This window comes from Amycolatopsis sp. M39 (assembly GCF_001651785.1).
GTDB classification, from domain to species: domain Bacteria; phylum Actinomycetota; class Actinomycetes; order Mycobacteriales; family Pseudonocardiaceae; genus Amycolatopsis; species Amycolatopsis rubida.
Genome location: NZ_LWSF01000007.1, coordinates 178,324 through 193,148, shown reverse-complemented (window position 1 = coordinate 193,148; position 14,825 = coordinate 178,324). Strand labels below are relative to the sequence as shown.

Annotated in this window: 10 protein-coding genes and 2 pseudogenes; 7 read left to right on the top strand and 5 right to left on the bottom strand. The window is 69.8% G+C overall.

Features of this window, described 5'->3' with window-relative positions; translation table 11 throughout:
• Positions 1 to 23: 23 nt before the first annotated feature.
• Both araD and A4R44_RS20190 read left to right on the top strand, forming a co-directional pair.
• Positions 24 to 1,741, top strand: a pseudogene (araD, locus tag A4R44_RS20195) (L-arabinonate dehydratase).
• A gap of 148 nt (positions 1,742 to 1,889) precedes the next feature.
• Positions 1,890 to 3,665 (top strand): VanW family protein, encoded by a 1,776-nt coding sequence (locus A4R44_RS20190; protein ID WP_067582815.1) that lies wholly within the window; start codon positions 1,890 to 1,892, stop codon positions 3,663 to 3,665.
• On the opposite strand, the gene A4R44_RS20185 is transcribed toward A4R44_RS20190, so the two are convergent.
• Positions 3,649 to 4,326, bottom strand: a complete 678-nt coding sequence (locus A4R44_RS20185) for a TetR/AcrR family transcriptional regulator C-terminal domain-containing protein (RefSeq protein WP_067582812.1) — start codon at positions 4,324 to 4,326, stop codon at positions 3,649 to 3,651. The genes A4R44_RS20190 and A4R44_RS20185 overlap by 17 nt on opposite strands.
• A 79-nt stretch (positions 4,327 to 4,405) precedes the next feature.
• Here A4R44_RS20185 and A4R44_RS20180 point away from each other — a divergent pair, with 79 nt between their 5' ends.
• From A4R44_RS20180 to A4R44_RS47395, 4 genes are all read left to right on the top strand, one after another.
• Entirely contained in the window at positions 4,406 to 4,963 is a 558-nt protein-coding gene (locus A4R44_RS20180; RefSeq protein ID WP_067582809.1) for an ester cyclase, read from the top strand.
• A gap of 42 nt (positions 4,964 to 5,005) precedes the next feature.
• Entirely contained in the window at positions 5,006 to 5,776 is a 771-nt protein-coding gene (locus tag A4R44_RS20175) for an ABC transporter ATP-binding protein (RefSeq protein WP_067582806.1), read from the top strand.
• Complete coding sequence (locus A4R44_RS20170; RefSeq protein WP_067582804.1) at positions 5,752 to 7,338, top strand: hypothetical protein; 1,587 nt, start codon at positions 5,752 to 5,754, stop codon at positions 7,336 to 7,338. The genes A4R44_RS20175 and A4R44_RS20170 overlap by 25 nt, the downstream gene beginning before the upstream one ends.
• Positions 7,339 to 7,469: 131 nt before the next feature.
• Entirely contained in the window at positions 7,470 to 7,736 is a 267-nt protein-coding gene (locus A4R44_RS47395; protein WP_232791692.1) for a YciI family protein, read from the top strand.
• A 45-nt stretch (positions 7,737 to 7,781) separates the two neighbouring features.
• Here the strand turns inward: A4R44_RS47395 and A4R44_RS45945 are convergent.
• A pseudogene (locus tag A4R44_RS45945) lies at positions 7,782 to 9,063 on the bottom strand (TrpB-like pyridoxal phosphate-dependent enzyme); the annotation flags it as partial.
• Positions 9,064 to 9,332: 269 nt separating this feature from the next.
• On the opposite strand from A4R44_RS45945, the gene A4R44_RS20160 reads away from it, so the two are divergent.
• Entirely contained in the window at positions 9,333 to 10,112 is a 780-nt protein-coding gene (locus tag A4R44_RS20160; RefSeq protein WP_067582798.1) for a PIG-L family deacetylase, read from the top strand.
• Positions 10,113 to 10,913: 801 nt separating this feature from the next.
• Here the strand turns inward: A4R44_RS20160 and A4R44_RS20155 are convergent.
• The 3 genes from A4R44_RS20155 to pucD form a co-directional block, all read right to left on the bottom strand.
• Positions 10,914 to 11,396 (bottom strand): (2Fe-2S)-binding protein, encoded by a 483-nt coding sequence (locus A4R44_RS20155; RefSeq protein WP_067582795.1) that lies wholly within the window; start codon positions 11,394 to 11,396, stop codon positions 10,914 to 10,916.
• A complete protein-coding gene (locus A4R44_RS20150) occupies positions 11,387 to 12,265 on the bottom strand; it encodes a xanthine dehydrogenase family protein subunit M (protein ID WP_067582792.1) in 879 nt (292 codons plus the stop codon). The genes A4R44_RS20155 and A4R44_RS20150 overlap by 10 nt, the downstream gene beginning before the upstream one ends.
• 194 nt (positions 12,266 to 12,459) lie before the next feature.
• Complete coding sequence (gene pucD, locus A4R44_RS20145) at positions 12,460 to 14,784, bottom strand: xanthine dehydrogenase subunit D (RefSeq protein ID WP_067582789.1); 2,325 nt, start codon at positions 14,782 to 14,784, stop codon at positions 12,460 to 12,462.
• Between the last annotated feature and the right edge of the window lie 41 nt (positions 14,785 to 14,825).

The following is a 14,825-nucleotide window of genomic DNA, read 5'->3' as shown; positions in this document are numbered from 1 at the left end:
CGTCGACCGAGAGGACGCGCAGCATGAAGGCACCCGAGGACCTGCGCAGCCACCGCTGGTTCGGCGGCGACGACCTGCGGAACTTCAGCCACCGCACCCGCGCCCGGCAGCTGGGCTACGCACCGGAGGAGCACCTCGGCAAGCCGGTGATCGGCATCCTCAACACCTGGAGCGACATCAACCCGTGCCACCAGCATCTGCGCGAACGCGCGGAGCAGGTCAAACGCGGCGTGTGGCAGGCGGGCGGATTCCCGCTGGAGTTCCCGGTGGCGACACTGTCGGAGACGTATCAGAAGCCGACGCCGATGCTGTACCGGAATCTGCTGGCGATGGAGACCGAGGAACTGCTGCGCTCGTATCCGGTCGACGGCGCGGTGCTGATGGGCGGCTGCGACAAGACCACCCCGGCACTGCTGATGGGTGCGGCGAGCGCCGGGCTGCCCTCGATTTTCGTGCCCGCGGGCCCGATGCTGCGCGGAAACTGGCGCGGCGAGGTGCTCGGCAGCGGCACCGACATGTGGAAATACTGGGACGAACGGCGCGCGGGCACGATCGGCGACCGCGAACTGGCCGAACTGGAACACGGCCTCGCCCGCTCCCCGGACACTGCATGACGATGGGCACCGCGTCGACCATGACGTCCGCCGCCGAAGTGCTGGGGCTGACCCTGCCCGGCGCGGCCTCGATCCCGGCGGTCGATTCCGCGCACCACCGGATGGCCGCGGCGAGCGGTGCGCGAATCGTGGGCATGGTGTGGGAAGACCTCACGATCGCGAAGATCCTCGACGAGCGCGCGTACGCCGACGCGATCACGACCGTGCTGGCGCTCGGCGGGTCGACCAACGCGGTGATCCACCTGATCGCGATGGCCGGGCGCAGCGGGATTTCGCTGTCGCTGCGGGATTTCGACGCGATCGCGCGCCGGGTGCCGGTGCTGGCGAACATCCGGCCGGGCGGCGACGGTCTGATGGAGGACTTCTATTACGCGGGCGGTCTGCCCGGGCTGCTGTCCCGCTTGACCGACCTGCTGCACCTCGACCGGATCACCGTCACCGGACGTCGGCTCGCCGATTCTCTCGCCGACGCCCGCGTGCACGACGACGACGTGATCCGCCCGCGCGGCAACCCGGTCGCCAGCGAGGGCGGCGTGGCCGTGCTGCGCGGCAACCTCGCTCCCGGCGGCGCGGTGATCAAGCACATCGCCGCCGATCCCGCTCTGCTCACCCACACAGGTCCGGCAGTGGTTTTCGACAACTACAAGGACTTGAAGGAGCGCATCGACGACCCGGCGCTGGGCATCACCGCTGATTCCGTATTGGTGCTGCGAGGATCCGGTCCGCTCGGCGGTCCCGGGATGCCCGAGTACGGCATGCTGCCGATCCCGGCACATCTGCTGGAACAAGGCGTGCGGGACATGGTGCGGATCTCCGACGCCCGGATGAGCGGCACCAGTTACGGCGCGTGCGTGCTGCACGTGGCACCGGAATCGCACGTCGGCGGGCCGCTCGCGCTGGTCCGCGACGGCGACCTGATCACCCTGGACGTGCCCGCCCGGACGTTGCAGTTGCAGGTGGACGACGCCGAGCTGGAGCGTCGTCTCGCTTCGTGGGCCGCCCCTGCGCCGCGGTTCGAGCGGGGTTACGGTGCGCTGTACGCGGAGCACATCACGCAGGCCGACGAGGGCTGCGACTTCGACTTCCTCGCCCGCGCCGGCGCCAATCCGGAACCGGACGCAGGGTGAGCGTCGTGAGTGCTGGCGCCGGTGAGAACCGGTGCCAGCACTCACGACGAAGGGTGACCGGTTTGTTCCGCTGGGGGCAGTAGTCCGGCATGTCCGGCTCGGCCCGTACGCTGTGCACCTGACCGCAGCGAATCGAAGGGGTCGTGAGGTGCAGTACGAACCGCGCTGGCCGGAAACCGACAGCGACCAGACCGAGGTCCTGCCGGTCGTACCACCGGAGGAACCTCCGTCGCCGCCGCGAAGGCGCGGCCTGCGCAAAGCGGGCTGGATCAGCGGCGGCGTGCTCGGCGTCCTGGTCGTCGCGTACCTCATCGACCTGCTGACCAGCCAGGGCCGGGTGCCGCGCGGCGTCGTCGTGGCCGGCGTGGACGTCGGCGGGCTGGAGCGGCCGGTCGCCGAACGCGAACTGCGCGGGAAGATCGAGCCCCGGCTCACCCAGCCGCTCACCGTCACCGCGGGCAACGCGCGCACCAAGCTGTCGCCGACCGAGGCCGGGCTGGGCCTCGACTGGAGCGGCACCCTCGACCAGGCGGGCGACCAGCCGGTCAACCCCTTCACCCGGCTCACGTCGTTCTTCAGCACGCGCGAACTGGGCGTCGTGTCGCACGTCGAGGCCGCGAAGCTCGACCCGGCGCTCGAGGACCTGCGCGGCCGCGTCGACCGGGCACCGGCCGAGGGCACGATCCGGTTCGACGGCACCACGCCAGTCGCGGTCCCGCCGCAGTCCGGGCAGAAGCTGGACGTCGCGGCGGCGCGGGCGAAGGTGCTGAGCGGCTGGGCTTCGGGCAGCGAACTGACGCTCCCGGTCGCGCCGGCGCCGGTGCGCACCACTGCCGAGGGCGTTCAGCGTGCGCTCGCCGAGTTCGCCAAGCCCGCGGTGTCCGCGCCGATCATCGTCAAGGGCGAAGGCGCGGACGCGACGCTGACGCCGGAGCAGATCGCCGGTGCGCTCACGTTCGTGCCCGCCGACGGCGGCGGCCTCGCCCCGCGGATCGACCCGAAGAAGGTCACCGACGCGCTCGCGCCGCAGCTGAAGTCCACCGAGCAGGAGGGCAAGGACGCGGCCATCGCGTTCTCCGGCGGAAAACCGGTCGTCGAGCCGTCCGCGGACGGCAACACGGTCGACTGGGAGCAGAGCCTCAAGCCGCTGCCCACCACGCTGAAGCAGGCCGACAGCCGCGAACTGAAGGCGATCTACAAGAAGACGCCCGCGAAGGTGACCACCGAGCAGGCGGACAAGCTGGGCGTCAAGGAAGTCATCGGCGAATTCAGCACCGGCGGGTTCGCCGCCGACTCCGGCACGAACATCCGGGTGGTCGCCGAGAAGGTGAACGGCGCGATCGTGAAGCCGGGAGAAACGTTCAGCCTCAACGGATTCACCGGTCCGCGCGGACGTCCGCAGGGCTACGTCGAGGCGGGCGTGATCGAGAACGGCGCGCCCGCCCGCGAGGTCGGCGGCGGCATTTCGCAGTTCGCCACCACGCTGTACAACGCGGCGTACTTCTCCGGGATGAAGGACGCCGGGCACAAGGAACACAGCTACTACATCAGCCGCTACCCGGCCGCGCGCGAGGCAACGGTGTTCCAGAACCCCAACGGCGCCAGCGTGATCGACCTGAAGTTCACCAACGACTCGGACACCGGCGTGGCGATCCAGACCGTCTGGACGTCGTCGTCGATCACCGTGAAGCTGTGGGGCACCAAGCGGTACACCGTCGAGTCGGTCCCCGGCGAGCGCACGAATCCGACGCCGCCGACGACGAAACCGGGTTCGGCGGAGAACTGCCACGCGTCCAGCGGCGCGCCCGGTTTCACCGCGAGCGACACCCGGATCCTGCGCGACGCCTCGTCGGGCCGGGAGGTTTCGCGGCACACGCGGTCGGTCCGCTACAACCCGCAGCCGAAGATCACCTGCGGGGAGTAGCGAGTCGCTGCATCGTGGCGGCTACCGCGAGGTCGACGGCGAAGGCGAACTCCGCTTCGTGATCGCATCGCGCCAGCTGCGGCGCGGATCCGACCACGGCGGGAAGCCCGGTCTGCTCCAATTCGGCGCGGCGGCGGGCGATTCCGGCTTCGTCAGTGACACCGAACGCCGGCCCCGCGCCCGCCTCGCGCAGGAGCGAGCCGACGACGACGGCCAGGAGCGAGCGCAGCAGGTGCACCGCCTCTTCGGGCGACGCACCTGCCTTGCGCAGCACTGAAAGCACCGCCTCGACCGGAGCGAGCGCGGCGATCGACGGCAACTGCCTGGTTAGGACCAGCGCGGCGGCCTGCGGGTGCGCACGGGTTGCTTTCCGGAACGACTGGGCGATCGCGCCGAGGTCTTCCTCGGGCTGTCCGGTCAGCGCGGGGAGGTCGATCCCGCCCAGGACGTGACCCGCGATGGCGTCGAGCAAAGCTTCTTTGCCGTCGATGTGGTGGTAGAGGCTCTTCGCGTCCACGCCAAGACGCTGCGCGACAGTCCGCATGCTCACCGCTGCCGCTCCGTCGGCGTCGACTGCTTCCAGCGCGGCCGTCAGGATCGCCTCCCGCGACAGCCTGGCGTCTCCCTTGCGCGGGCGTCCCCGGCGCGTCGTCGTGTTCACGGCTCCATCATGGCGCACTTGCGTTAAACCCACAGCGTGGATTAAATTGCGGCTTCGCTCTCCCGGCTTGGAGGAACCCGTGGACCCGTTGGCCATCCCCGCGCCCGAAGTGCTGCGCGCCCGGCACAAGCTCGTCCTCGACCACTTCCAGGACGAGGTGCGCCAGGACTGGGACGAGGTGCTGGCGACGTTCCCGCACCCGCACTACGAAATCGTGCCGACGATGACCGTGCACGACGGCGATTCCGCGGTGCGCGGCTACTACGACGAAACGCGCCGCGCTTTTCCCGATCAAGACCACGAAATCATCGCGCTGCGGCACAGCGCCGATGCGGTCATCGTCGAGTTCTGGCTTCTGGGCACGCATCGCGGGCCGCTCGGGAAAATTCCGCCGACCGGGCAGCGGTTCCGGGTCCGGATGACCGCGTACTTCCTCTTCGACGCTGACGAACAACTGGTGTGCGAACGCATCTACTTCGACACGCTCACCATGCTGCGCCAGCTGCTGCGCGCGTACGACGTCCGGAAACCCGCCTCCTGGCCCAAACTGGTTCGCACGGTGCGCGGGCTGCTGGCGATGTCCGGGACCCCGGACCCGCGGCTTTCCGACACCACTCCGCCCGCGTTTTGTCGGTGACCCCGCGTACAGTCAGGCGCACACCACGGGAAGGGGGAACCGGTGTCCGACGACGCGGCCATGGGGCTTTACGGACTCACCAAACGGTTCGGGACCACGCTGGCGGTAGACGATGTGCGGCTGGAAGTGCCGCGGGGATCGTTCTTCGGTCTCGTCGGCCCCAACGGAGCCGGGAAAACGACGTCGCTGTCGATGGCGGTCGGCCTGCTTCGGCCCGACGCCGGCGAAGCGCGCGTGTTCGGCGTGGACGTCTGGCGGGAACCGGAACGGGCGAAAAGCCTGATCGGCGTCCTCCCGGACGGTTTGTCCATTCCGGAGCGGCTCACCGGACGCGAACTGCTGACGTACATGGGCCTGCTGCGCGGGCTCGCGCCGGACACGGTCGCCGAACGCGCCCAGGAACTGCTCGGCGTGCTGGAGCTGACCGACGCCGAGCGCACCCTCGTCATCGACTATTCCGCGGGCATGCGCAAGAAGATCGGCCTCGCGACCGCGTTGCTGCACGGTCCCCGGCTGCTCGTGCTGGACGAGCCGTTCGAGGCAGTGGACCCGGTTTCGGCGTCGACGATCCGCACGATCCTGCAGCGGTTCGTCGCATCCGGCGGCGCGGTCGTGCTGTCGAGCCACGTGATGGCGTTGGTGGAACAGCTGTGCAGCCACGTCGCGGTGATCACGCGCGGACGCGTCGTCGCCGCGGGCGCGGTGGCTGACGTGCGGGGCGAAGGCACGCTGGAAGACGCGTTCGTGCACATTGTCGGCGGGCGGACCGGTGGAGCGGAGGGGCTGGCGTGGTTGGCGTCCTCGTCCGACTGAAGCTGCGGGTCCTGCGCAATTCGCTGCGCGGGCGGCAGATCGCCGGAATAATCGTCGGCGGCGTCTTCGGGCTGCTGGCGGCCGCGTTCACGATCGGCGTCGCGGTGTTCCCGGCTCCGGAAGCGCGGATCACCGTAGACCTGCTCACCTCGGTCTACGCGGTGTGGATGGCGGGCTGGGTGCTCGCGCCGATCGCGACCGGCGGCGGCGACGACACCCTGCGGCCGGAACACTTCGCGCTGCTGCCGATCGGCCGCCGCAAGCTGGCGGTCGGCCTGCTCGCGGCGAGCTTCGTGGGCATCACCGCGTTGGTGAGCCTGCTGGCGTTCCTCGGCTTGGTGTTCTACGGGCTGCGGTTCGGAGCCGGCGCCGCGCTCGTCGGTCTCGTGTTCACCGTGCTGCAGCTGGCATTCGTAGTGCTGCTGTACCGCGTGGTGATGGCCGCGCTCGGTGCGCTGCTGACCTCGCGCAAGGGCAAGGAACTGGGCATCATCCTGGTGGCGCTCACCGGATTGTCCGGCGTCGCGGTGAACTACGTGATGAACAGCGTCGGCCCGGCCATCGTCAGCGGCCGGATGCCCGGCTTCGTCAGCGTCATGCACGCCCTTCCCTCGGGCTGGGGCACTCTCGCGGTGCACGCGGCCGGAGCCGGCGAATGGGGCACTGTCGGCGGTCTCTTCGCCGCGTTGCTCGCCGTCGTGGCGGTTCTGGTCGTGCTCTGGGGCGCTCTGCTGGCCCGCCAGGTCACCACTCCGTCGTTCCGCGGTGCCTCCCGCACCCGCGCGAAGAGCACCCGCACGCGACGCAGCCTGCTGCCCGCGACTCCGGTCGGCGCCGTGGCCCGCAAGGAGCTGCACACCTGGTGGCGAGACGCCCGCCGACGCGTCGCCCTGCTGTCGACGCTGCTGATCGGCTTCGTCATCACCGTCGTGCCAGCCCTGTCCGGCGGCGGTGGCCGGTCGGTGATGCTGCCGTATTTCGGTGTCGCAGTAGTGCTTTTCGCCTCGATGCAGTCCGGCAACCTGTACGGAATGGACGGCAGCGCCCTGTGGCACACGCTGGTCGTCCCCGGAGCCGAACGCGCCGACATCCGCGGCCGCCAGCTGGCGTGGGCCCTGATCGTCGCACCCGTGGCCGTGGTGCTGGCCCTGGTCCTGCCCGGCGTCACCGGCGTACCAGGCGCGTACCCATGGGTCCTCGGCCTGGTCCCGGCCACACTGGGTGCCGGCGCCGGGGTCCTGATGCTGCAATCGGTCTTCCTGGCCTTCCCCCTGCCGGATCAACGCCGCAGCGGCAGCCCGTGGTCGTCCGGCGGACGCCCCGGGTGCGCCCGAGCCGCCCTGATGCTGGCGACCACGCTGCTCATCGTGCTCGGTGCGTTGCCGGTGGTGGCGCTGTGCGTGGCCGGGAAGCTGGCGGACCTGCCGGTGCTGCAGTGGCTCGGCATCCCCGCCGGGATCGCGACCGGCGTCGCGCTGGCGTGGTGGTGGGGTTCGCTCGCCCAGCAACGGCTGGTGACGCGGGGCCCGGAGCTGCTGGCGACCGTCTCCAAGGAACGGTGACGGATTTTCTTGCCGAGGTGTCGGATGGTGTCGCACGCGTTCGTGGCCACGAGCGGTCCCGCTGTTTGAGGAGTTCGCCAGGAAGCAGTAGCTGCTGGCCGTCCAGGGAGACGAAACCACGCTGGAGGCCGGTGCCGGGCTGGCCGCCGCACCACCAAGGGCACCGACGACAGGAAGCCGCCGGTGCCTGGGTATTCGTCGGCGGCTTGCGCCCCGCGCACGCCATCACCGTCGTCCGCCCCGCCAACGGCACCAGCACGATGACCGACGGCCCGTTCGCCGAAACGAAGGAGCAGCTGGACGGCTTTGGGGTGATCCAGTGGTGGACCGCCCCATCGAGTACGCCCGTTCGCCAACGGCCCCGAGGACGTTGCGTGCCGCTGGACGCGGTCTGCTGAGCCGAGCACGGCCGCTTCCCGCGGCCCGTCGGCCGCTCTCCTTCGGGGCAGCGCCGCCAACGATTCCTCCAGTGCCGTGTCCGGAAGTTCGTTGTCGACCATGTCGCCCGCCAGATACGCGCCATACGCGGGCAGGTCGAGGTGCGCGTGTCCGCAGAGCGCTGTCAGGATCACCTTCTCTTCGCCGGACTCCTTGCAGCGCAACGCTTCTTGGATGCACGCGGCCAACGCGTGCGTCGGCTCGGGCACGGGAATGATGCCTTCCGTGCGGGCGAACTGCACACCCGCGGCGAAGCATTCCTGCTGGCCGATCGCGAGCGCATCGACGAGACCCAGCTCGTAGATGTGCGAGATCAGCGGCGACATGCCGTGGTAGCGCAGGCCGCCGGCGTGGATCGGGTCCGGGATGAAGCCGTGGCCGAGCGTGTGCATATTCAGCAGGGGCGTGAGGCCGGCGGTGTCGCCGAAGTCGTAGGCGTAGCGGCCGCGGGTGAGGGAGGGGCAGGCGGCCGGTTCGACCGCGCGGATCACCGGGTTCATCCGGCCCGGCCAGTTTTTCCCGCAGGAACGGGAAAGCGAGCCCGCCGAAGTCGGAGCCGCCGCCGGTGCAGCCGACGAGCACGTCCGGGGTGTCGCCGGCCAGTTCGAACTGCCGAAGCGGTTCCTCGCCGATCACCGTCTGGTGCAGCAGCACGTGGTTGAGCACGCTGCCCAGCGCGTACCACGCACCCGGATCCGCCGCGGCCTGTTCGACGGCTTCGCTGATCGCGATCCCGAGGCTGCCCCGTCGACCGCGGGTTCTCCGCCGGGATCGCCCGGCCCGCGGCGGTGCGGTCCGATGGACTCGGGTACACCTGCGCGCCGAAGGTCTCCATCATCAGCTTGCGGTACGGCTTCTGGTCGTACGACGCGCGCACCTGCCAGACCTCGCAGGACAACCCGAACGTGGCGCGCGCGAACGCCGGCGCGCTTCCCCACTGCCCGGCCCCGGTCTCGGTGGTGAGCCGGGTGACGCCCTCGGCCGCGTTGCAGAACGCCTGCGGCGCAGCGGTGTTCAGCTTGTGCGAGCCGACCGGGCTGACGCCCTCGTACTGGTAGAAGATCCGGGCCGGGTTCCGAGCGCCTTCTCCAGCCTGCGGGCGCGGTAGAGCGGGGACGGACGCCAGAGCCGGTAGACGTCCCGGACTTCCTCGGGAATGTCGAGGTAGCGCTCGGTGGTGACTTCCTGCTCGATGAGCGCCTGCGGGAACAGCGGAGCCAGGTCCGCGGGCTCGCGGGTTCCCGGGTGCAGCGGCGGAGGCGGCGGCTCGGGCAGGTCCGGCACCACGTTGTACCACTACGCCGGGAGATCGGCCTCGTCCAGGAGGCATTTCGTGCGTTCTGCCATGACGCCTTCTCGGACCGGCGGATCCCAGCGTAAGCCGGGCGGCGGGAGAAGCCAACCGCCGGAGCGCGCGAGGGGACCCCTCGCACCGATAAAGCGGCAGGTCCGCCCGGGTAGCCGGCCTGTCCACAATGGAGGGTGTGGCTGATTCCCCGGAAGCCGTTTCGGGTGGGCGCCGGTTTTTGTCGGTGGGTGCCGGTAGGTTCGCTGGCATGGCGACATTGGTGACGTTCCACGCCCACCCGGACGACGAGGCGATCATGACCGGCGGCGTGATGCGCAAAGCGGCCGACGAGGGGCACCGGGTGGTGCTCGTGGTGGCCACGCGCGGAGAAAAGGGCGAGATCCCCGAGGGCCTGCTCGACGACGGCGAGCAGCTCGCGGACCGCCGGGTGCAGGAGACGCGGGCAGCGGCCGAGGTGCTGGGCGTCTCGCGAGTGGAGTTCCTGGGATACCAGGACTCCGGGATGATGGGCGACCCTTCCAACGACGGCCCGGACACGTTCTGGAGCGCGCCGGTCGAGGAAGCAGCGGAGCGGCTGGCGGCGATCTTGCGCGCGGAGTCGGCCGACGTGCTCACGGTGTACGACGATTTCGGTGTCTACGGCCACCCGGACCACATCCAGGTGCACCGAGTCGGCATGCGCGCGGCCGAACTCGCGGGCACGCCGCGGGTCTACCAGGGCTCGGCGAACCGCGACCGGATGCGCCGAGCCGCCGAAGCCGCGCGCGCGGCGGGCGAGGAAGGCGGCCCGGACGAGGACATGATCATCGGGAAACCGGAAGCCGAGCTGACGGCCGAAGTGGACGTCACGGCGTACCTGAAGGTGAAGCGGGCGGCGATGCGGGCGCATCGGAGCCAGATCAGCGAGGAGTCGTTCTTCCTGGCGCTGCCGGACGACAAGTTCGGCGAGGCATTCGGGACGGAATGGTTCATCCGGGAAGGACAGGGGCCGGGGGTGACGGAGACGGATCTGATGAACGGCCGGTGACCGGGACTGGCCAGCCGTAGGGCGAGGGGCTCCGGGCGGGTTGCGGGGTCCGGGATCCGTTCGAGCAACCGCCGGGCATGAGCTGCCGCCCGGACGGCGACCCCGCGACCAGCTCGGCGAACCATCGGACGCGGGTTGCCGTCACGAGCCGCACGCCCGGGGGCAAGCCCGCGCGCCCGGATCGCCGTCACGAGCCGCACACCCGGGACAAGCCCCGGGGCCAAGCCCGCGCGCCCGGATCGCCGTCACGAGCCGCACACCCGGGACAAGCCCCGGGGCCAAGCCCGCGCGCCCGGATCGCCATCGCGAGCCGCACACCCGGGACAAGCCCCGGGGCCAAGCCCGCGAGTGCAGGTTGCCGTCACGAGCCAAACATCGGCACGGGTGTGCTCTCGAACCGAGCCATTTTCATGGACCGCGGAACCGAGGCGGGCTCGGGCGAGATGTCGGGCGGTGGCATTCCGGCACGGATCGGAGGTCCGGAGCCGGCCATCGTAGCCGGTACCCGGTATGCGGCGAGCCGTCCGCTGGCTGGGCGGAAGCGACCGCCTAGCGTGGGCGGCGATCCACGAGCACCCTCGAACTGCGCCCTCCCCGCACAAGACCACATGCACCGACGCCGCGGACCCCAGCTCAAGTCGACTCGACAGAAGCGACCCACCCAACCTCGACAGCGATCCACGAGCACCCCGAACTACGCCCTCCCACACAAGACCACATGCACCGATGTCGCGGAGGCTTGAGTCGCGGACGTGTTCCACCGTTCGCCGCAGACTCGCGGGCGTGAGCTGCCCGCAAGCATCATGCGGGCCCCGCAGTCTCCCCTACTCGGGCCGAGGCCAGGCGGACTGCGTCCAGGATCTTCTCGTATCCCGTGCAGCGACACAGGTTCCCCGCCAACGCCTCGCGGATCTCCGGATCCGAAGGGGCACCCGCCCGGTGCACCAGTTCGTGCGCGGCGACGATCAACCCCGGCGTGCAGAAGCCGCACTGCACAGCACCGGCGTCGACGAAGGCTTGCTGTACCGCGTCCAGCTGGTCGCCGTCCGCGAGGCCTTCTACGGTGCGGACATTCCTGCCCTCGGCTTGGCCTGCCGCGACCAGGCACGAACACACTGGGGTACCGTCCAAATACACTGTGCAGGAACCGCATTCGCCTTGTTCGCAGGCGTTTTTCGAGCCCGGCAAACCCAGTTGGTCGCGCAGCACGAAGAGCAGGCTCTGTCCCTCCCACACCTCGTCGACGGTGCGCGGCTCGTCATTGACAGTGAGGTTCAGGCGCATTTCGGCTGCCCGCCTTTCCGATAGTCTTCCCAGGCCCAGCTCAACGTCCGGCGGGCCAGTACGGCGATCGCGTGGATGCGGTAGTCGGCGCTGCCCCGGACGTCGTCGATCGGGGACGCGGCGCTCGCGGCCAGTTCGCCGAAGCGGCGGACAACCGTGTCCGGCAGCGGAGTGTGGGAGGTCCACGCATCAGACAGGGCGTCGCGGAGGAAGTCCTCGGCGGCGGTCGCTCGCCGCGGGGTCGGGGCGGCGGAACCGACGGCGGCGCCTATCCAGCCGGTTTCCGGGGCCAGGTCCAGGGCGAATGAGCACACTGCGATGACCATCGCGTTGCGGGTGCCGACTTTCGCGAACTGCTGTGGGCCGGTCGCCACCGGGAGGTGGACGGCGGCGATCAGCTCGTCGGGGGCCAGTGCGTTGCGCTTGACGCCTTGGTAGAACTCTGTCGCCGGGATCAGCCGGGTGCCGCGGACGGACGCGATCTCGATCGTTGCGTCGCAGGCCAGGAGCATCGGGTGGGTGTCGCCGGCGGGAGAGGCCGCGCCCAGGTTTCCGCCGACGGTGCCCCGGTTGCGGATCTGCGGGGAGCCGACGGTGCGGCTCGCCATCGCCAGGCCGGGGAGGCGAGTGCCTAGCTCGGTGATGATTCGCGTGTACGACACGCCCGCGCCCAGGCGGATCCGGCCGTCTTTCTCGGTCCACCCGGCCAGGTCCTCGATCCGGGTGAGGTCCAGCAGCGCGGTCGGGCGGCGGTGGTCGAAGTTGAGTTCGACCAGGACGTCGGTGCCGCCGGCAAGGGGGACGGCGTCCGGGCGGTCGGACTTGGCGGCCAGGGCTTCGGCCCAGGTCGCGGGGGTCAGGAAATCCACGGGGCACCTCCAGGAGGCGGCTGCCGGTCAGGGACGGAAAAGAGGGGCGGGATCGTGGGCCTGGCGAGGAGCGGAGAGGGAGGCCAGGCCAAAGCGGAGCGGAGAGGGAGGCCAGGGCAAAGCGGTGCGGAGAAAAGGCCCCGCCGGACCGCTGCGCACGAGGTGGTCGGTCAGCACGCGAGGGGCCGCCGCGCTCACGAAGCGGCACGGCCCTCGGCTAGCGCGATGTCGTCCGGGCGGATGGGGGCGTTCGGCAAGGGCAGGCCGGTCGCGGAGCGGAGGGCGTTCAGGATCGCGGGGGTCGACGACAGGGTCGGCGGCTCGCCCACGCCGTTCAGGCCGTACGGCGAGTCCGGGTGCGGGAATTCGAACAGGCTGATCGGCATCGGCGGGACGTCCAGCACTGTCGGGATCAGGTAGTCCGTGAAGGACGGGTTGCGCACCCGGCCCTCGCGATCGACCAGGATTTCCTCCATCAAAGCCAACCCAAGTCCCTGTACGCTGCCGCCTTCGATTTGGCCTTCGACGGCCAGCGGGTTCATCGCCTTGCCGACGTCCTGCGCGGTCGCCAGCTCGACTACCTTCACCAAACCCAGTTCGACATCCACGTCCACCACGGCTCGGTGGGCGGCGAAGGCGAAAGCGATGTGCGCGTTGCCCTGACCGGTTTCCGGGTCGATGCCTTGGGTGGGGCGGTGGTGGTATTCGAAGGTGTGCGAGACGGTGTCCGAACCTACCAGGTCGGCGATAGGGCACACCGGATCTCCGCCGCTGTCCAGGACGTGGTCATTGCCGAGCGACAGGGCTGAAGCTGGCAGGCTGCAGGCGTCAGCGGCGCGGCGCAGGAGTTCCCGGGCGATGTGGCGGCAGGCGCCTTGCACGGCGCCGGTCGACATCCACGTCATGCGGGAAGCGGACGCGGAACCAGCGTCGCCGATGTGGGTGTCGGCGGGGAGGACGACTACCCGGGAAACGCCCAGTTCCGTGCTCGCTACCTGTGACTGCACCGTGGTGACGCCTTGTCCGCATTCCGCGGCCGCGGTGTGCACCGAGACCACCGGGGCACCGTTCACCACGGTCAAGGCGACTCGGGCCGTCGAAATGTCGTCGACGCCTCCGGAGTAGCCGATCGCTTTCACCCCGACCGCGTAGCCGACTCCGCGACGCACCCCCTCGCCGTGCGTCGTGTTGGCGGCTCCGCCGGGCAGGGAAAGCAAATCCGCAGCACCGGCCGGCGGCAGCGGACGGTCGCGAAGGGCTTGCAGCAGTTCCGCGACCGGGGCTGGGCCGTCGACGGCTTGGCCGGTGGGCAGAACGGTGCCCGTGGTCATGGAGTTGCGGAGGCGCAATTCCATCGGGTCCATGCCTAGTTCGCGCGCCAGTTTGTCCATATTGGACTCGCAGCCGTATGCCGATTGGACTGCGCCGAAACCGCGCATTGCGCCGCAGGGCGGGTTGTTCGTGAAGACCGCCAGGCCGTCGATTTCGGCATTCGGGACGTCGTACGCGCCGGTGACGAAATAGCAGGCGTTGGCGATGACTACCGGCGAAGTCGAGGTGTATGCGCCACCGTCCAAAATCAGGCGGGCTTTGACATAGACCAGACGGCCGTCCTTGGTGGCACCGTGTTCGTAACGCATCTTGGCCGGATGGCGGTGTACGTGGCCGAAGAAGGATTCGTAGCGGTTGTAGGACATCTTGACCGGACGGCCGAGCCGCAGGGCGAGCATGCAGGCGTGCACGTGGACCGAGAGGTCCTCTCGGCCGCCGAAGGCGCCGCCGACACCTGCCAGGGTCAGTCGCACTTTTTCTGTTGGCAAGCCCAGACACGGGGCCAGTTGTTCGAGGTCTTTGTGCAGCCATTGCGAGGAAACGTAGAGTTCGACGCCACCGTCCTCGGAAGGAATCGCCAGGCCGGATTCCGGGCCCAGGAAAGCCTGGTCCTGCATGCCGACTTCGTACTCGCCGGTGACGACGACATCCGCTTCGGCGCGGGCTCGTGCCGGATCGCCGTGCCGGATTTTCACGTGCCGCACCAGGTTGCCGTCCGGATGAATCGGGCGGACGCCCTTGTCCAGGACCGTCGTCGGATCGGTGACCGGGTCAAGCGGTTCGTAGTCGACGATGATCAGTTTCGCCGCCTGACGGGCGGTTTCCGGGTCGTCGGCGGCGACCAGCGCCACCGGTTCGCCGTGGTAGCGGACCTCGTCGACGGCGAGGACCGGCTGATCGGCGGATTTCATGCCATACGTTTTCGCACCGGGTACGTCCTCGTGGGTGAGCACGGCGTGCACGCCTGGCTGGGCGAGGGCCTTGCTCGTGTCGACGGACCGGATCCGCGCTGCCGCGTACGGGCTGCGCAGCGTGGTCGCCCAGACCATGCCCTCGATCCACAAATCCGACGAATAGGCGAACCTGCCGGTCACCTTGGCGGTGCCGTCCGGACGGAGGGCGCTTTCGCCCACCCCGGCGGCTTTCCCGGTTTCCGCGGCGCGTACCAGCGAGTCCACAGTGACCACCAGCTTTCCTGCGTTGCCGACCGCACGGATTCAACACGTGT

Coding starts and splice junctions, on each gene's coding strand:
- A4R44_RS20160 (WP_067582798.1), top strand. CDS start 9,333: ATGGCGACATTGGTGACGTTCCACGCCCACCCGGACGACGAGGCGATC.
- A4R44_RS20155 (WP_067582795.1), bottom strand. CDS start 11,396: ATGCGCCTGAACCTCACTGTCAATGACGAGCCGCGCACCGTCGACGAG.